Consider the following 15975-nt stretch of genomic DNA (forward strand, 5'->3'; position numbering starts at 1 on the left):
GGTTTCTCGTGACCGCACCCGCCGAGGTGTTCCGCCAGCTCGTCGACGGCGTCGTCGGCAAGAAGTGGGACCAGCTGCCCTTGCTCTACGCCGAGGACGCCGTTGTCGTGCATCCTTTCAGCACCGATCCCTCGACCGCCCGCCTGGAGGGCCGCTCCCAGCTGCGCGCCCACTTCGCCCGCGCCGCCGAGATGGGCGTCGACTTCCGGGCCGAGGACGTTGTCGTGCACGAGACGACGGATCCGGAGGTGGTGATCGGCGAGTTCACGTACCGAGGCACCCTCGGCGAGCAGGACGTCACCATGCCGGCGATCTTCGTGCTCCGGGTCCGCGACGGACTGATCGTGTCGTCCCGCGACTACGCCGCCCGATGACCACTCCTCGGCGGGTTTTCCTCCGGTTGTTGGACGGCATCCACCGCCGCGCCTGGGAAGAGCTGCCGCTGCTCTACGCCGAGGACGCGGTCGTCGTCTACCCGTTCACCGGTGCCCGCCTCACCGGCCGCACCGAGCTGCGCTCCCACTTCGCCGCCGCCGCGAGCCGGGGTGTCGACCTCCGCGCCGAGGACATCGTCATCCACGAAACCACCGACCCCGAGGTCGTCATCGGCGAATTCGTCTACCGCGGCCGCCGCGACGGCCGCGACATCGACGCCCCTCGGATCTTCGTGATGCGGGTCCGAAACGGTCTCATCGTGTCATCCCGCGACTACGGCAACGGGTAACTCCGTCGCCCTTCCCCAGCCGTGCGACATGAGCCCCGGCACGTGAGTGGCTCACTTGGCGCCTGAGGCCAAGTGAGCCACTCACGTACGGCGGATCCGGGTGGGATCGGGGTGGGTCAGGCCCAGAGGTGGCCGTCCATGCGCTGCGCGGCCTCGTCGAGGGTGCCGGAGTAGGCGCCGGTGGACAGGTACTTCCAGCCGGCGTCGGCGACGACGAACACCACGTCGGCGTTCTTCCCGGCGGCGGCGGCCTTCTCGGCGACGGCCAGCGCCGCGTGCAGGATGGCGCCGGTGGAGATGCCGGCGAAGATGCCCTCGCTCTCCAGCAGCTGCCGGGTCCGGCGAAGGGCGTCGTAGGAGCCGACGGAGTACCGACCGGTCAGCACCTCGGGGTCGTAGAGCTCCGGCACGAAGCCCTCGTCGAGGTTGCGCAGGCCGTAGACCAGCTCGCCGTACCGGGGCTCGGCGGCGATGATCTGGATGTCGGGCTTGTGCTCCCGGAGGAAGCGCCCGGCGCCGACGAGGGTGCCGGTGGTGCCGAGGCCGGCCACGAAGTGCGTGACGGAGGGCAGGTCCCGAAGGATCTCGGGGCCGGTGCCGTCGTAGTGCGCCTGCGCGTTGGCGGGGTTGCCGTACTGGTACAGCATCACCCAGTCGGCGTTCTGCTTGGCGAGCTCCTTGGCCATGGCGACGGCCTGGTTGGAGCCGCCGGCGGCCGGCGAGAACACGATCCGGGCGCCGTACGCCTGCAGCAGCTGCTTGCGCTCCGTGGAGGTGTTCTCGGGCATCACGCACACCAGGCCGTAGCCCTTGAGCTTGGCGGCCATGGCCAGCGAGATGCCGGTGTTGCCGGAGGTCGGCTCCAGGATGGTGCAGCCCGGCCACAGCGTGCCGTCCCGCTCGGCCGCCTCGATCATGGCCAGCGCCGGCCGGTCCTTGATCGAGCCGGTCGGGTTGCGGTCCTCCAGCTTCGCCCACAGCCGTACGGTCTCCGACGGCGACAGCCGCGGCAGACCGATCAGCGGCGTGTCACCGAGCGCGTCCAGCAGCGACTCGTACCGGGCCACGACGTCAGCGGCTGCCGCCGGCGACCGCCGGCAGAATGGTCACGTTGTCGCCGTCGGCGACCTTGGCCTCCAGGCCGCCGGCGAAGCGCACGTCCTCGTCGTTGACGTAGATGTTGACGAAGCGGTGCAGCGCGCCGTCCTTGACCAGGCGGGACTTGAGACCGCCGTGGTTGGCCTCGAGGTTGTCGATGACCTCGGCCAGGGTGGCGCCGCTCGCCTCGACGGACTTCTCACCGCCGGTGTGCGTGCGCAGGATCGTCGGGATCGAGACGGTGATGGCCATGTGCTGTCTAACCTCCGCTGTCGGCCTGGACTCAAACGTGTGACGCCCGGCAATGGCCGGTTATTCCCCGGGCGAGGACTCGTAGGACTCGACGATCGTCACCGGCTCCTCGGTGACCTCGCCGTCGACGATCCGGTAGGAGCGGAACTCGTGCGTGTCCGGCTCCCGGGTCGACACCAGCACGTAGTGCGACTCCGGCTCGCCGGCGTAGGACACGTCGGTGCGTGACGGGTACGCCTCGGTCGCAGTGTGCGAGTGGTAGATGACCGCGGGCACCTCGTCGTTGGCGTCCATCTCCCGGTACAGCCGCAGCAGGTCGCCCGACTCGAACTCGTAGAACGTGGGCGAGCGGGCGGCGTTGAGCATCGGCACGAAGCGCTCCGGCCGGTCCGCGGCCGGACCCGCGATCACCCCACACGCCTCGTCGGGGTGGTCCCGGCGGGCGTGTTCGACGATGGCCTCGACCAGGTCACGGCGGATCACCAGCACGCGCCCCATCCTAGTAGGTGGCCGGGGTTGTCCCGAGGCGTGGGAATCAGCCGGTCAGCTGGGCGGCCAGCTCCGGGCGCAGCGCGTACACGAGCTGCGTCTGCATCCAGGTGAACAAGCCCGCGCTGCGCACCCGGTCGTCCTCGGACATCATGTCGCCGGTCTCCGACCGTTGCACCCACAGCAGCCGGGTCTGGCCGAGCACGCGGATCCAGTCGTCGATCGCCGACAGCTGGTAGCGCGCGGTGCCGTCGTCACCGATCGAGGCGAGCACCCGCTGCGCCGCGCCGAACAGCTCCGCGTGCAGGACCCCGCCCCACCGCTCCTCGAACTCCTGGTTCATCGGCCCGTAGTCGGACACCGGCGGGAACAGCCGCCACAGCAGCGCGCGCTGCTCCCGGTCGAACCGCAGCCGCTCGCGCAGCTTGCGCTTGGGCTGCGCGTGGTCCAGGTACGCCACCAGTCGCCCGATGCTGTCACGCAACACCGGGATGGCGTTCTCGCTGAGCTTGATCAGCACCTGGTTCTCGCCGACGACCACGTCGAACTCGTAGTGGACGGTCATTCCCGATTCGCCTCGATCCTGGCGTGCAGGCCGAAGCCCACCAGCCGGGCCGCCACCGTCTCGGCGTCCTGCCGGGTCTCGGCCAGCCCCACCGTCGCCTGCCCCTCGCTGTCGACCTGCCTGGTCAGGGTCACCGCCTCGGCCAGCGGGACGCCGCACGCCCGGTTGATCACGTCGGCGACCAGCGGCACGCTGTTCAGGCAGTCGTTGAGCACGACAACTCGATAGACCGTCATCTCTCCCCCTCCGGCCACGCGTCACGGTACGCCGGCACGCCCGCGACGGTGGTGGCCGCGAGAATGCCGTGCACGATGGCCCGCGCGAACACCTGCGCGCCGGCCTCGCACACCCGGTCCAGCGCCATGCCCCGCACCCCCGACAACTCCTGCCGGCCCGTGGCCAGCGCGAAGATCGTGTCGCCGTCGTACATGGCGTGCGCCGGCCGGATGGCCCGGGCCAGCCCGTCGTGGGCGACGGCCGCGATCCGCTGGCACTCGGCCTTCGTCAGCACGGCATCGACCGCGACCACGCCGATCGTCGTGTTCAACGCCGACCGCTTCGGCTTGAGTTCCACGGCCGGTGCACCCGGGGCCGACGCGCCGAACTCGCCGTCGACCTCGTGATCAAGTGCCCAGGGAACGCCGGCGGGATTCACGGCCTCCCCCATGGCATTCACGGCGGCGATCGCGCCGACGGTCAGGCCGTCGACCACCATGCTGGCGGTGCCGATGCCGCCCTTCAGCGACCCGCACCGGGCGCCGGTTCCCGCGCCGACGCAGCCCTGCTCGACCGGCCCATCTGAAGCCGCCTCACACGCGGCGTAACCGAAAGAGGCGTCGGGCCGGTTGCCCCAGTCGCCCAGCTTGAGGTCGAACAACACCGCCGACGGCACGACCGGCACCACCTCGTGCGGCAACTCCCCCACGCTGACGCCGTGGTTGCGCTCCGCCAGCCAACGCATCACGCCGTCGGCGGCCGCGAGCCCGTACGCACTGCCGCCGGTCAGGCACACCCCGTGGATCTCCTGCACCAGCCGGGACGGCTCCAGGACGTCCGTCTCCCGCGTGCCCGGCGCCCCGCCGCGCTGATCCACGCCGGCGACCGCGCCGTCCGGCACCAGCACCACGGTCGTGCCGGTGGCCCAGCCGTCGCCCAGCCGCTGGTACTGGCCGACCAGCACGCCCGGCACGTCCGTGATCACGACGACACCGCGTTCACCAGGCTCTCCTGCACCCAGGTCAGCCAGTGGTAGACGCCCAGGTGGGAGGAGCGGGGATCGTCCTCGGGCAGCTCGTCCGGCATGTCCTCGGTGACGTCCAGCGCCGTGCCCAGGGCCAGCCGCACGTCGTTGATCGCCGACAGCCAGGCGTCGGACTGCTCCACCGACAACACGATCTGGCCGCCGTCCGGCGGGCACGTGTCCATCACCACCTGCGCGACGCCCGTCTTCATCGCCAGCAGCTCCGGCTCGTGCAGACTGCGCAGCGCCGCCGCCGAGTCCAGGTCCTCCTTGGTCGGCTGGTCGTCGTCGAGGCGGTGGAAGTCCGGCAGCAGCCGGGACAGGATCGGGTCGTCCGGCGCCGTCGACGGGCCCACCTTGATGCCGGTCAGCTCGGCCAGCTCGTCCTCGGGCGCGTCCTGCTCGCGGGCCGCCAGCATGTCCAGCACCTGGCCGACCAGCCCGCGCAGGATCGCCGCCTCCTGCCGGTCCACCTCGGCGACGACCTGCTCGCCGCGCCGTCGCCAACCCCTCACGACTCGCGCTGCATGGTCGCCCAGAGGCCGGCGGCGTGCAGTTTCGCCACGTCCGACTCCACCTTCTCCTTGCTACCCGACGACACGATCGCCCGGCCCTTGTGGTGCACGTCGAGCATCAGCTTGGTGGCCTTCTCCCGGCTGTAGCCGAAGATCTTCTGGAGCACGTACGTGACGTAGGACATCAGGTTGACCGGGTCGTTCCAGACGACTGTCAGCCACGGTTTGTCCTCGCTGCCGACCTGCTCAACCTCCGGCCGCTCCTGCTCGACGGGCGTGGTCATACCGCCAATGGTGTCATGCCACTCCCCGTTAGGCTGACCAGTCATGACCACTGCGAGCACCGCGCTGCTCACCGACCACTACGAGCTGACCATGCTCTCCAGCGCGCTGCGGGACGACACCGCCGACCGCCCCTGCGTGTTCGAGGTGTTCGCCCGCAGGCTGCCGGACGGGCGACGCTACGGCGTGGTCGGTGGCACCGCCCGGCTGCTGGACGCGATCACCCGGTTTCGGTTCGACCGGGCGGAGCTGGACCAGCTGGCGGCGGCCGAGGTGGTGGACGACCGGACGCTGGCGTGGCTGGCGGACTACGAGTTCACCGGGGACGTGGACGGCTACCCGGAGGGCGAGCTGTACTTCCCGGGCTCGCCGATCCTGACGGTGCGCGCCCCGTTCGCGACGGGCGTGGTGCTGGAGACGCTGGCGCTGTCGATCCTCAACCACGACAGCGCGATCGCCTCGGCGGCGGCGCGGATGGTGACGGCGGCGAACGGCCGCCGCATGATCGAGATGGGCTCGCGGCGCACGCACGAGGAGGCGGCGGTGGCCGCGGCCCGGGTGGCCTACCTGGCCGGCTTCACGGCGACGTCGAACCTGGAGGCGGGCCGCCGCTACGGCATCCCGACGGCGGGCACCTCGGCGCACGCCTTCACGCTGCTGCACGACAGCGAGGCGGAGGCGTTCCGGGCGCAGGTGGAGCAGCTGGGCGCGGGCACGACGCTGCTGGTCGACACGTACGACATCACCAAGGGCATCCAGACCGCGGTGGAGGTGGCGGGCCCGGAGCTGGGCGCGATCCGCATCGACTCGGGCGACGTCGGCCCGCTGGCCCGGCAGGCCCGCGAGCAGCTGGACGCGCTCGGCGCCCGCAACACGAAGATCGTCGTCTCCGGCGACCTCGACGAGTACGCGATCGCGGCGCTGCGCGCGGAGCCGGTGGACTCCTACGGCGTCGGCACCTCGCTGGTGACGGGGTCGGGCGCGCCGACCGCGGGCATGGTCTACAAGCTGGTGGAGGTCGCGGGCCGGCCCGTGGCCAAGCGCAGCTCGCACAAGGAGTCGCGCGGCGGCCGCAAGGGCGCGCTGCGCCGCTACCGCGAGACGGGCACGGCGACCGAGGAGGTCGTCTACACCGTCGACAACCGCCCCGAGCTGGGCGAGCACGACCGCGAGCTGCAGATCCCCCTGCTGCGGGCTGGACAGCCCGCCGCCGACCTGCCGACCATCGAGCAGAGCCGCGAACGGCTGCGGCAGGCCCTGGTCAGCGTGCCGTGGGAGGGCCTGAAGCTCTCGCACGGCGAGCCGGCGATCCCGACGACCTTCCTGTGAGGCCCAGATGGCTACCGCACTGATCGTGGTGGACGTGCAGAACGACTTCTGCGAGGGCGGCTCGCTGCCGGTGGCCGGCGGCGCGGCCGTGGCGGCGCAGGTGTCCGAGCACATCGCCAGGAGCGGGTACGACCACGTGGTGGCGACCCGCGACTACCACCAGGACCCGGGGGCGCATTTCAGCGCCTCGCCGGACTTCGTGCGGAGCTGGCCGGTGCACTGCGTGGCCGGTACGCCGGGCGCGTCGTTCCACCCGGAGCTGGACGTCGCCGGCGTGGAGGCGGTGTTCTCCAAGGGCGCGCACGCGGCGGCGTACTCCGGCTTCGAGGGCACCGGGCCGCAGGGCAAGTCGCTCGCGGACTGGTTGCGGGACAACGGGGTCGACCGGGTGGACGTGGTCGGCATCGCGACCGACCACTGTGTCCGGGCGACGGCGTTGGACGCCAGCAAGGCGGGCTTCGCCACCACCGTGCTGCTGGACCTGACGGCCGGTGTGGCGGCGGAGACCACCGACCGGGCGCTGGCGGACCTGCGCTCGGCCGGCGTCACGCTCGTGGGAACCCCGAGGCTCGGCTGAGCCCCGGGGACCGTCACGACACGGGCGAGCAGGCGGCGTGGCCGACGATGATGTCGCCGCTCATCGGGCCGTCCCCGGTGGGGAACAGCTGGATGTGCAGCATGTTGATGGTCACGCTGCCGTCGTTGGGCTCGGCCTGGATCACCTCGTTGAAGGTGACGCGGGCCTGCGGCTTGTCGGCGGGGCCCACGGTGGTGGTGTAGTTGGCCGGGATCGGCTTCGGCGCCGTCACGCCCTGCAGGCCGCTGAACTGGAAGGTCGCGGTCGTGCTGGTGGTCGTCGCCGAGCAGCCGGCGGAGTACTCGGCCAGCTTGATCTCCGGGCCGCCGTAGGGCACCAGCGCGGTCAGGTCGAAGCCGCTGCCGGTGGCCTGCATCTTGGCGGTCTTCGCGCCGGCGTCCCTGGTGCACGTCGTGCTGCCGGCGCCGAAGCTCGCGACCCCGTAGGCGTGCGTTCCCTTGCTGGAGTTCTGCTGGTCCGCGGTGACGTCGCACTGCGCGATGGGCGGCACGGTGACGGAGTGCCCGGCGCGGGTCACGTCGACCGATCCCAGCGAGGTCTGGCCAAGCGGCGTCGCCCCGGCCGGAACCGCCGTGAGCGCCATCGCCGCGACCACCGCGACCGCTCCGGCTCCGACGCGCCGCGCGCTCCTGCTGAGCATTCTCGTCCTTTCCATAGTGGAGGGTGGTGCTCGTCCGATCATTCGCGCCCGGTCGCCGTCATGTAACCCGCCAGCGCGATAGCCACCCGGACGAGTGACAGATCACCGGAGCGCAACCAATTCGGGCGAGTGCGTGCCCACTCCGCCCGTGCCCAACAGCCGGTCGAGCGCGGCGACCACCCGTTGGCTAGCCTGCCCGTCACCGAACGGGTTGCGCCCCGCGGGCAGCCTCAGGTGCGAGCCGAGCAGCCAGTCGGCCTCGGCGACGATGCGGGTGTCGTCGGTGCCGACGACCCAGGCGTAGCCGGCGTCGACCGCCTCGGTGCGGTCGGTGCTGTCCCGCACCACCAGGACCGGCACGCCGAAGCTGGGCGCCTCCTCCTGGAGGCCGCCGGAATCCGTCACGACCAGGGCGGTCTGCCGCAGCGCGCGGACGAGGTCGGGGTAGTCCAGTGGCTCGCTGAGCCAGACCCGGTCGTGGCCCCGCAGCGCGCCGGAGACCTGCGCCTGCACGGCCGGGTTGGGGTGCGCGGGCAGCAACACGTGAATGTCGGGGTGGCGGTCCACCATGGACCGCACGGCGGCGAGCACCCGGTCCAGCGGCTCGCCCCAGGACTCGCGGCGGTGGACGGTCACCAGCACGATCCGACCACCGTCGGCGTTGACGCGCGCCTCCAGGTCCAGCAGGACCTTGCTGCGCGGCGGCAGCTTCGCCGCGCTGACGTGCTGCAGCGCGTCCACGATGGTGCTGCCGGTGATGGTGATGCGCTTGCCGGGCACGGATTCGGCGATCAGCGTCCGGGCAGCCCATTCGGTCGGTGCGAGGTGCAGGGCGGCGATCCGGGAGATCATCTGTCGGTTGCCCTCCTCCGGGAAGGGCGCGGTCAGGTCGCCGGTGCGCAGCCCGGCCCCCAGGTGCGCGACGGGGACGCCGCGCCAGAACGCGGCCAGCGCGCCGGCCAGGGCGGTGGAGGTGTCGCCCTGCACCATCACGGCGGCCGGGCGGCGGCGCACGATCAGCTCGTCCAGCCGCCGCAGCATGCCCGCGACCAGCTCGGCCTGGCTGCCGATCTCGCGGCGCAGCGGCACGAACGCGTCCGGCCGCAGGTCGAACGCGGCCAGTGCCTGCTCGACCATGCCGACGTGCTGACCGCTGTGCACGATCATCGGACGCAGCAGGGGGTGGCCGGACAGCGCGTTGGCTACCGGCGCGGCCTTGAGTGCCTCCGGCCGGGTTCCGGCCAGCAGCAGCACTTCGGTGCTCACAGGCTTGCTCCTCACATGTCCCTTGTGGACAGACGCGTGCGTGGTCCCGACATGGTTGCGACCTCCGGGGAAAGATGGGCAGACGATCGCCCGCGGCATTGGACTATCAACCTTCACCCGAAATAGGCAAAGGCCGCCGACCCACACGAGGGACACGGTTCAGCCGTTTCGCCCAGTAGTGACTACACAGAGTGTCGATCTCAGCCGGTCCAGCGTCACCTGGCCACCCGATCCGGCCGTTCAGCGGAACGCGACCGGCTCCGATACCTCGCTGGACGCGAACGTGAAAGGACTGCGTACTTGCCGCGCGTACCGCGCCTCGCACAACACTGCGAAAGGACCACGTGTGACAGCTGTCACGACAACGCCGCACGGCCGGGCGCCGTCCCGTGCCGTCGTGGTGCTGCTGGTCGCGGCCGCCGCCGGGCTGGTGCTCGCGCACCGGCTCTACCTGGGCATCGAGACCGCGCCGGCCGGGCTGGTGACCCAAACCGTCCACCTGGGACAGGAGTGCACGTCGGCCTACCTGCTCGTGCCGCTGCTCCTGCTGACGTCGGTGCTGGTCGCGCTGCGGCCCCAAGCCACCCGGAAGGCGTTGGTGGCGCTGGGTTTCGCCGCGCTGGCGCTGATCGTGTCGGACCAGGTGCGGATCCTGACGCTGGTCGGGCTGATCAGCTGGCTGGGCGTCGACACCGGTTACTTCGTCGGGCACACGCTGCTGGGCTCGCTGATCAGCGCGGCCGGCGGCGCGGCCGCGCTGGTGCTGTTCGGATGGCTGATCGTGCGACGGGAGAAGGCGTGAAGCTGGGCGATCCGACCACACTGGAGTGGCACTTCTTCGTGCCGTGCCGGGACGAGCAGGCGGTCATCGGCGCCACCGTGACGTACCTGCGGCAGACGTTCCGCGCCGCGCACGTCTGGGTCGTCGACGACGACTCCGACGACAGGACCGCCACCGTGGTGCGGAACCTGCGCCGGATCGACGGTCGGAACATCCACCTCGTGCAGCGCTACCGACCGCAGGCGCGGACCGGGAAGGGCGACGCCCTGAACGCCGGCTACCGGGCGCTCAAGGCCTGGCAGGGCCGGCACGCGACGCCGGAACGGGCGATCGTCATCGTCCTCGACGCCGGTGGCCGGCCGATGTGGAACTGCCTCGGCGTGACCGCCGCCCACTTCGAGGAGCGGTGGACCGGGTCCGTGCAGATCGACGTGCGGACCAGCAACGCCGGCCGGGGCTGGTTCGAGTGGCTGACCAACGCCCGGCGCATCGACACGAGCCGGTTGTCCGGCAACGGCCAGTTCATCCGGCTCTCCGCGCTGGACTCGATCGCCGGGCCCGAGGGCGAGCCGTGGCGCGGCGAACGCCTGTCCGCCGCCTGGCAGGCCAGCCACACCCGGGACACCTACGTGTACCAGCGGGCCCTGCCCGTCCCGCAGGCCAACGACCGCACGGTCCGGGTACGCCGCGTGATCGCTCCGGTGCCGGCGTTCGACCACTGAGCCGGCAACCGGCAGCGTGAGAAAAGTCCCAAGGGTCCGCTACCCGTCCCCGATTAGGGTCACTTCGAGTAACTCGTTGTGAGGAGGGGACCTGATGTCCGTGCTCGCTGTGACCGACCGCCGTGCCGTCCTGGCCGACGCCATTCCCGGCGCTGTGGTCAAGAACGTCGCGCTCGTGTTGTCCGGCGCCGTGCTGACCGGGTTGGCCGCGCAGATCGCCGTGCCCATCCCGGGCAGCCCGGTGCCGGTGACCGGCCAGACCTTCGCCGCCCTGCTGGTCGGCGCCGCCCTCGGCTGGAAGCGCGGCGGGCTGTCGCTCGCCCTGTACTTCGTCGCCGGGCTCGCCGGCGTGCCGTGGTTCACCGGCGGGGCCGCCGGCTGGGCCGCCGTCACCGGCGGCTACCTGGTCGGCTTCATCGCCGCCAGCGCCCTCGTCGGCGCGCTGGCCCGGGTCGGCGGCGACCGCACCGTGCTGCGGACCGTCGGCACCATGGTGCTGGGCAACCTCGTCATCTATGCCGTCGGCGTGCCGTGGCTGATGGCCGCCACCGGCATGGACCTCCGGGCCGCCCTGCTCGCCGGCGTTGCGCCCTTCCTTGTCGGTGACGCACTCAAGGTCGCCCTCGCGGCCGGCCTGCTCCCCGGCACCTGGGCCCTGGTCCGCCGCTTCCAGCAGTCCTGACCATGCGGCGGGTCGATCTCGGGGTCGTCGGCTACGAGCAGGCCGCGGCGGACATGCGCGGGTGGGTGGCGGAACGGCAGGAGGGTCGGGCCGAGGACCGGCTCTTCCTGCTCAGCCACCCGCCCGTGGTGACGTACGGCCCGCGCACCGACCCGGCGGACCTGCCGACCGGCATGCGGATCGTGAGATAGACCGTCGAGGTGGCGTTGCGCGAGGCCCCGCCGGTGCTTCGCCCGGCAAGGGCGAGGCACCGGCTCAAAAGGGGCCGAGCCGCGCGCGGAACGCGCGCCGTCAACACTGTCGGGGTGGGCGGGTAACGTCTTGCCCGTGCCGGAACTGCCCTCAGTCGAAGCCCTGCTCGCCGAAGCCGTGGAAGCCCTGGGCGGGAAGCAGCGGCCGGGCCAGGTGGAGATGGCGCTGGCCGTCGAGCGGGCCATCCGGACCGGCGAGCACCTGGCCGTGCAGGCCGGCACGGGCACCGGGAAGTCGTTGGGCTACCTCGTGCCGGCGGTGCGGCACGCGGTCGCCGAGGAGGCGACGGTCGTCGTGTCCACGGCGACGATCGCGCTGCAGCGGCAGCTGGTGGACCGGGACCTGCCGCGGCTGGCGACGGCGCTGAAGAAGTCGCTGGGCCGCGAGCCCACGTTCGCCATCCTCAAGGGCCGGCGCAACTACCTGTGCATGCACCGCGTGCACTCCGGCGCACCCGACGAGCCGGAGGACGAGGGCCTGTTCGACCCGTTCGCGATCTCTCGGCTGGGGCGGGACGTGCAGCGGCTGCACGAGTGGTCGTCGGACACCGAGACCGGTGACCGGGACGAGTTGGTGCCGGGCGTCAGCGACCAGGCCTGGCGGCAGCTTTCGGTCAGCGCCAAGGAATGCCTGGGCGTGTCCAAGTGCCCGATCGGCACGGACTGCTTCGCCGAGCGGGCCCGCGCCGAGGCGGGGCGGGCGGACGTGGTCGTCACCAACCACGCGCTGCTGGCGATCGACGCCCTCGAGGGCTACAAGGTGTTGCCGGAGCACGACCTCGTGATCGTGGACGAGGCGCACGACCTGGTGGACCGGGTGACGTCGGTGGCCACCGCCGAGCTGTCGACCGCCGCGCTGGCGATCGCCGTGCGGCGGTGCGGACGGCAGATCGAGGAGGACGTCGCCGACCAGCTGTCCGAGGCCGGCGAGGGCCTGGAGATCGTGCTGTCGGAGATGCCCGTCGGCCGGCTGGACGCCATGCCCCGGGCCCTGGCCGGCGCGCTGGCCGCCGTGCGGGATTCCGCGCACCGGTGCATCACCGCGCTCGGGCCCGAGCGCAAGGAGGATCCCGACGCCGCCGTCGGCCGCAAGCTCGCGCTGGCGCTGCTCGACGAGATCCACGACACCGCCGTGCGGCTGCTGGAGGCGTTCGACGACGACGAGGCGCACCGCCGGGACGTGGTGTGGCTGGCCGGCGACTTCCGTGACGACAGCAAGCCGCCCACCATCAAGGTCGCCCCGCTCGGCGTCGGCGGCCTGCTGCGGGAACGCCTCTTCGCGCCGCGGACCACCGTGCTCACCTCGGCCACGCTCACCCTCGGCGGCACCTTCGACGCGCTGGCCCGGCAGTGGGGTCTGCCCGCGTCCAGCCAGGTTCCGGTCGTGGACGCCACCGCCACCGAGAAGGAACCGCCGTCGGACCTGAGCACCCCTCGGTGGAGCGGCATGGACGTCGGCTCCCCGTTCGAGCACGGGCGCAGCGGAATCCTCTACCTGGCCCGGCATCTGCCCACGCCCGGCCGGGACGGCCTGCCGCCCGCCTACCTCGACGAGCTCGTCGACCTCGTCAACGCCGCCGGCGGGCGGACGCTCGGGCTGTTCTCCTCCATGCGCGCCGCCAAGCAGGCCACCGAGGCGATTCGGTCCCGGATCGAGTACCCCGTGCTGTGCCAGGGCGAGGACTCCACCGCCCAGCTGGTCAAGAAGTTCGCCGAGGACGTGCGCTGCTGCCTGTTCGGCACGCTGTCCCTGTGGCAGGGTGTCGACGTGCCCGGCGACTCCCTGCAGCTGGTCGTCGTCGACCGGATTCCCTTCCCCCGCCCCGACGATCCGCTCGCCTCGGCCCGGCAGCGGGCCGTGGAAGCCCGTGGTGGCAACGGTTTCCTCACCGTCGCCGCCACCCACGCCGCCCTGCTGCTCGCCCAGGGGGCCGGCCGCTTGCTCCGCTCCACCAACGACAAGGGCGTCGTCGCGATTTTGGACCCGCGCCTGGCCACCGCCCGCTACGGCGGCTTCCTGCGCGCCTCCCTGCCGCCGTTCTGGACCACGCACGACCCGGAGGTGGTGCGCGCCGCCCTCAAGCGCCTGGACGCGGCGGCGTCGGCTTAGCCGCACGCCGAAGCCGCTGTTCTACGTCTGCCGAAGATCGGGGTCGAGCCGGACGGCGACCGGGGCGCCGTGCTCGACGGTGCGGCTGACCTTGCACTCGCGGGCGATGGCCCGGGGGATGAGGGTGGCCAGGGGTTGGTCGGCGGGCAGGTCGAAGGTGACGTCGAGGCGGCGGACCTCGTGTGCGGTCTCCTCGCCGGCGGCGACGACGGTGAAGGACGAGTCGGCGCCGGCCCGGCGGGTGATGAGCTGCTCGGCGGTCAGCGCGGCGCAGGCGGCGAGGGCGGCCTCCAGCAGCTCGACCGGGGAGAAGCCGTCGCCGCCGACATCGACGGTGGCGCCGGAATCGGTGCGGGCGACGAACCGGCCGTCGCCGACGCGCTGGACGGAGACGGTCACGACGACGCCCGCTGTGCGACGACGGTGACGGTGCCGGGGGCGACCTCGGTGAACCCGGCGTCCCGGACGGCGACCACGCCGCGGGTCTGCCAGGCGCCGGCGGGATCGTCGCCGGGCACAAGGAGTTTCCAGTCGGCGGGCTCGGGAGTCCTTACCGCGCAAGGGAATCCGGCGGCTTGCCAGGCGGTGAGCTCGTCGGGAGGCAGCAGCGCGGCGAGCAGCATGGTGGCATGCCCGACCTGGGCGGCGGCCTTGCCGGCGGTCATCGGCACGTCCGGGTTGATCCACAGCACCGGCGCCCCGGCGGGAACGGGGCCGGGCTCGTCGGCAGGCAGATCACTGCCGGTGATCTGCAGCCGCCGCACCTCCTGCGGCGTCTCGACGACCTTCCACGGCAGCAGCGCCCGAGCCTCGGCATCACCGACGCGCACGGTCACGCCGGGCAGCGACTGCACGGCCTCCCAGTGCGCGCCGCGGGCCCGCCGGGACACCTTCCGGATCCGGCCGTCGATCCACGCCGAGACCTCGGCGTGCCACTCCCCCTCGGGCTCGGCGGCCCGGGGATCGAGGCAGACGGCGATGGCCGCCGCGGCGGCGGCCTCCAGCAACGGGGTCCGCGCCGGCGGTGCGGCCTTCTCGATGCGCAGCACGATCGGCATCGCCCGAACCTCCGAGGGATCCTCGTCGGAGGTGTCCTGCGGCGCCGGGCGCCGGAGCCACCAGGCGTAGCGGTCGGCGAGTGGTTGAAGCACGTTCACAGTCGCAAGGGTTCCAGACCGTCCGCGGCGTCGGCCGCCTCCACCTCGGCGCGGGTCACGCCGAGCACGAACAGCACCGCGTCCAGGAACGGGTGCGACAGGGCGGCGTCGGCGACCTCACGCAGCGCGGGCTTGGCGTTGAACGCCACGCCCATGCCGGCGGCCGACAGCATGTCGATGTCGTTGGCCCCGTCGCCGACGGCGACGCACTGGGCCAGCGGAATGTGGTAGGCGTCGGCGAACTCGCGCAGCGCCTGCGCCTTGCCGGCCCGGTCGATGACCCGCCCGGTGGTGCGCCCGGTCAGCCGGCCGTCGACGACCTCCAGCTGGTTGGCCATGCAGAAGTCCAGCCCCAGCTCGTCGGCCAGGCCCCGGATGACCCGGGTGAAGCCGCCGGAGACCACGCCGCAGCGGAAGCCGAGCCGCTTGAGCGTGCGAATGGTGGTACGGGCGCCGGGCGTGAGCTCCAGCTCCGCGGCGACGTCGTCCAGCACCGTCTCGGGCAGCCCGGCCAGCAGCGCCACCCGCCGCTCCAGCGACTGGGCGAAGTCGAGCTCGCCGCGCATGGCGGCCTCGGTGATCTCCCGCACCTTGTCCTCGCAGCCGGCGCGGGCGGCCAGCATCTCGATGACCTCGCCCTGCACGAGCGTGGAGTCGACGTCGAAGACGACCAGTCGCTTCGCCCGCCGGGTCAGCCCGGCCCGCTCCACCGCCACGTCCAGGTTGACCCGGGCGGACAACTCGGCGACGGCGCTGCGCAGCAGCGCGTCCTGCTCGGCGGTGTCGTCGGGCACGGAAACCCGCAGCTCGAGGCCGGTCACCGGGTAGTCGGCGACGCGGTGAATGGCGTCGATGTTCACGCCGAGCGCGGCCAGCTTGCGGGCGACCTCGGTGAAGCCCCGGGCGGTCACCGGCCGGCCCAGCACCACCAGCACGTGGCTGGAGCCCTGCTGGGAGGAGCTGCGCGGGTCGGCCCCGATCTCCACGTCCACGTTCATCGCGACGCTGGCCATCGCCTGCTCGACGGTCTCCTGCAGGCCCTCGGGGTCGCGCTCGTCGTTCACCAGCACGCCCAGCACCAGCTTGCCACGGATCACCACCTGCTCCACGTCGAGGACCTCGACGCCGTGCCTGGTCAGGACCGCGAACAGCACGGAGGAGACGCCGGGCTTGTCCGGTCCGGTGACGGTGATCAGGACCGTGCTGGCATGGGAACTGGTCACCCGGACAGTCTGCCGGAAAAGCAAACGGGCCCCGGTGTGTCCGTCGTCACC

General features: G+C 72.1%; 22 protein-coding genes. 9 read left to right on the forward strand and 13 right to left on the reverse strand.

The window, feature by feature from the left end:
- Positions 1-8: 8 nt before the first annotated feature.
- On the forward strand, positions 9-374 hold the full coding sequence (locus BJ998_RS11780; protein ID WP_184861114.1) for a nuclear transport factor 2 family protein: 366 nt from the start codon (positions 9-11) through the stop codon (positions 372-374).
- Positions 371-724, forward strand: a complete 354-nt coding sequence (locus tag BJ998_RS11785) for a nuclear transport factor 2 family protein (RefSeq protein ID WP_184861116.1) — start codon at positions 371-373, stop codon at positions 722-724. Before BJ998_RS11780 ends, BJ998_RS11785 begins: the two co-directional genes overlap by 4 nt.
- Before the next feature lie 116 nt (positions 725-840).
- Here the strand turns inward: BJ998_RS11785 and BJ998_RS11790 are convergent, their stop codons facing one another.
- The 8 genes from BJ998_RS11790 to clpS are packed head-to-tail and all read right to left on the reverse strand — an operon-like array spanning position 841 to position 5167.
- Positions 841-1791: a PLP-dependent cysteine synthase family protein gene (locus BJ998_RS11790; RefSeq protein ID WP_184861118.1), complete on the reverse strand. Its 951-nt coding sequence runs from the start codon at positions 1789-1791 to the stop codon at positions 841-843.
- A 4-nt stretch (positions 1792-1795) separates the two neighbouring features.
- Entirely contained in the window at positions 1796-2074 is a 279-nt protein-coding gene (locus BJ998_RS11795; protein ID WP_184861120.1) for a MoaD/ThiS family protein, read from the reverse strand.
- Between the two features lie 60 nt (positions 2075-2134).
- Positions 2135-2572: a M67 family metallopeptidase gene (locus BJ998_RS11800; protein WP_184861122.1), complete on the reverse strand. Its 438-nt coding sequence runs from the start codon at positions 2570-2572 to the stop codon at positions 2135-2137.
- 37 nt (positions 2573-2609) lie between these two features.
- A complete protein-coding gene (locus BJ998_RS11805) occupies positions 2610-3128 on the reverse strand; it encodes a DUF2017 family protein (protein ID WP_184861124.1) in 519 nt (172 codons plus the stop codon).
- Positions 3125-3364: an ATP-dependent Clp protease adaptor ClpS gene (locus BJ998_RS11810; protein WP_184861126.1), complete on the reverse strand. Its 240-nt coding sequence runs from the start codon at positions 3362-3364 to the stop codon at positions 3125-3127. Before BJ998_RS11810 ends, BJ998_RS11805 begins: the two co-directional genes overlap by 4 nt.
- Positions 3361-4329 carry a P1 family peptidase gene (locus BJ998_RS11815; RefSeq protein WP_184861128.1) on the reverse strand — a complete coding sequence of 323 codons (969 nt, stop codon included), beginning with the start codon at positions 4327-4329 and terminating at the stop codon, positions 3361-3363. The genes BJ998_RS11810 and BJ998_RS11815 overlap by 4 nt, the downstream gene beginning before the upstream one ends.
- Entirely contained in the window at positions 4326-4883 is a 558-nt protein-coding gene (locus BJ998_RS11820) for a DUF2017 domain-containing protein (protein WP_184861130.1), read from the reverse strand. Before BJ998_RS11820 ends, BJ998_RS11815 begins: the two co-directional genes overlap by 4 nt.
- Positions 4880-5167, reverse strand: coding sequence for an ATP-dependent Clp protease adapter ClpS (clpS, locus tag BJ998_RS11825; protein ID WP_184861132.1), 288 nt, complete (start codon positions 5165-5167; stop codon positions 4880-4882). The genes BJ998_RS11820 and clpS overlap by 4 nt, the downstream gene beginning before the upstream one ends.
- Before the next feature lie 43 nt (positions 5168-5210).
- Here clpS and BJ998_RS11830 point away from each other — a divergent pair, with 43 nt between their 5' ends.
- Together BJ998_RS11830 and BJ998_RS11835 are read left to right on the forward strand one after the other, a co-directional pair.
- Positions 5211-6494 carry a nicotinate phosphoribosyltransferase gene (locus tag BJ998_RS11830; RefSeq protein ID WP_184861134.1) on the forward strand — a complete coding sequence of 428 codons (1284 nt, stop codon included), beginning with the start codon at positions 5211-5213 and terminating at the stop codon, positions 6492-6494.
- A gap of 7 nt (positions 6495-6501) precedes the next feature.
- On the forward strand, positions 6502-7071 hold the full coding sequence (locus BJ998_RS11835) for an isochorismatase family protein (RefSeq protein ID WP_184861136.1): 570 nt from the start codon (positions 6502-6504) through the stop codon (positions 7069-7071).
- Between the two features lie 13 nt (positions 7072-7084).
- Here BJ998_RS11835 and BJ998_RS11840 read toward each other — a convergent pair whose 3' ends face one another.
- Both BJ998_RS11840 and wecB read right to left on the reverse strand, forming a co-directional pair.
- Positions 7085-7732: a choice-of-anchor P domain-containing protein gene (locus BJ998_RS11840; RefSeq protein WP_184861138.1), complete on the reverse strand. Its 648-nt coding sequence runs from the start codon at positions 7730-7732 to the stop codon at positions 7085-7087.
- 102 nt (positions 7733-7834) lie between these two features.
- Positions 7835-8998, reverse strand: coding sequence for a non-hydrolyzing UDP-N-acetylglucosamine 2-epimerase (gene wecB / locus BJ998_RS11845; protein ID WP_312890058.1), 1164 nt, complete (start codon positions 8996-8998; stop codon positions 7835-7837).
- 346 nt (positions 8999-9344) lie between these two features.
- Here wecB and BJ998_RS11850 point away from each other — a divergent pair, with 346 nt between their 5' ends.
- The 5 genes from BJ998_RS11850 to BJ998_RS11870 all read left to right on the forward strand — a co-directional run bounded on the left by BJ998_RS11850 (position 9345) and on the right by BJ998_RS11870 (position 13544).
- Positions 9345-9800, forward strand: a complete 456-nt coding sequence (locus tag BJ998_RS11850; protein WP_184861142.1) for an exosortase P — start codon at positions 9345-9347, stop codon at positions 9798-9800.
- A complete protein-coding gene (locus tag BJ998_RS11855; protein WP_246488569.1) occupies positions 9770-10501 on the forward strand; it encodes a glycosyltransferase in 732 nt (243 codons plus the stop codon). Before BJ998_RS11850 ends, BJ998_RS11855 begins: the two co-directional genes overlap by 31 nt.
- A 94-nt stretch (positions 10502-10595) precedes the next feature.
- Complete coding sequence (locus BJ998_RS11860; protein ID WP_184861144.1) at positions 10596-11183, forward strand: biotin transporter BioY; 588 nt, start codon at positions 10596-10598, stop codon at positions 11181-11183.
- A 2-nt stretch (positions 11184-11185) separates the two neighbouring features.
- Positions 11186-11374: a lipoate--protein ligase family protein gene (locus BJ998_RS11865; RefSeq protein WP_184861146.1), complete on the forward strand. Its 189-nt coding sequence runs from the start codon at positions 11186-11188 to the stop codon at positions 11372-11374.
- A gap of 136 nt (positions 11375-11510) precedes the next feature.
- On the forward strand, positions 11511-13544 hold the full coding sequence (locus BJ998_RS11870) for an ATP-dependent DNA helicase (RefSeq protein WP_312890059.1): 2034 nt from the start codon (positions 11511-11513) through the stop codon (positions 13542-13544).
- A 21-nt stretch (positions 13545-13565) separates the two neighbouring features.
- On the opposite strand, the gene BJ998_RS11875 is transcribed toward BJ998_RS11870, so the two are convergent.
- From BJ998_RS11875 to serB, 3 genes are read right to left on the reverse strand one after another with little or no spacing between them, the layout of a single operon-like run.
- Positions 13566-13943, reverse strand: coding sequence for an OsmC family protein (locus tag BJ998_RS11875; RefSeq protein WP_184861148.1), 378 nt, complete (start codon positions 13941-13943; stop codon positions 13566-13568).
- On the reverse strand, positions 13940-14701 hold the full coding sequence (locus tag BJ998_RS11880) for an aminoacyl-tRNA hydrolase (protein ID WP_184861150.1): 762 nt from the start codon (positions 14699-14701) through the stop codon (positions 13940-13942). The genes BJ998_RS11875 and BJ998_RS11880 overlap by 4 nt, the downstream gene beginning before the upstream one ends.
- On the reverse strand, positions 14698-15924 hold the full coding sequence (serB, locus tag BJ998_RS11885; RefSeq protein ID WP_184861152.1) for a phosphoserine phosphatase SerB: 1227 nt from the start codon (positions 15922-15924) through the stop codon (positions 14698-14700). Before serB ends, BJ998_RS11880 begins: the two co-directional genes overlap by 4 nt.
- Between the last annotated feature and the right edge of the window lie 51 nt (positions 15925-15975).

Origin of the sequence: Kutzneria kofuensis, assembly GCF_014203355.1 — a bacterium.
Taxonomy (GTDB): domain Bacteria; phylum Actinomycetota; class Actinomycetes; order Mycobacteriales; family Pseudonocardiaceae; genus Kutzneria; species Kutzneria kofuensis.

Bases quoted from the DNA above. Each gene is read 5' to 3' on its own strand.
- BJ998_RS11785 (WP_184861116.1), top strand. From the start codon at position 371: ATGACCACTCCTCGGCGGGTTTTCCTCCGGTTGTTGGACGGCATCCAC.
- BJ998_RS11795 (WP_184861120.1), bottom strand. From the start codon at position 2,074: ATGGCCATCACCGTCTCGATCCCGACGATCCTGCGCACGCACACCGGC.
- BJ998_RS11800 (WP_184861122.1), bottom strand. From the start codon at position 2,572: ATGGGGCGCGTGCTGGTGATCCGCCGTGACCTGGTCGAGGCCATCGTC.
- BJ998_RS11805 (WP_184861124.1), bottom strand. From the start codon at position 3,128: ATGACCGTCCACTACGAGTTCGACGTGGTCGTCGGCGAGAACCAGGTG.
- BJ998_RS11810 (WP_184861126.1), bottom strand. From the start codon at position 3,364: ATGACGGTCTATCGAGTTGTCGTGCTCAACGACTGCCTGAACAGCGTG.
- clpS (WP_184861132.1), bottom strand. From the start codon at position 5,167: ATGACCACGCCCGTCGAGCAGGAGCGGCCGGAGGTTGAGCAGGTCGGC.
- BJ998_RS11830 (WP_184861134.1), top strand. From the start codon at position 5,211: ATGACCACTGCGAGCACCGCGCTGCTCACCGACCACTACGAGCTGACC.
- BJ998_RS11835 (WP_184861136.1), top strand. From the start codon at position 6,502: ATGGCTACCGCACTGATCGTGGTGGACGTGCAGAACGACTTCTGCGAG.
- BJ998_RS11840 (WP_184861138.1), bottom strand. From the start codon at position 7,732: ATGCTCAGCAGGAGCGCGCGGCGCGTCGGAGCCGGAGCGGTCGCGGTG.
- BJ998_RS11855 (WP_246488569.1), top strand. From the start codon at position 9,770: ATGGCTGATCGTGCGACGGGAGAAGGCGTGAAGCTGGGCGATCCGACC.
- BJ998_RS11860 (WP_184861144.1), top strand. From the start codon at position 10,596: ATGTCCGTGCTCGCTGTGACCGACCGCCGTGCCGTCCTGGCCGACGCC.
- BJ998_RS11865 (WP_184861146.1), top strand. From the start codon at position 11,186: ATGCGGCGGGTCGATCTCGGGGTCGTCGGCTACGAGCAGGCCGCGGCG.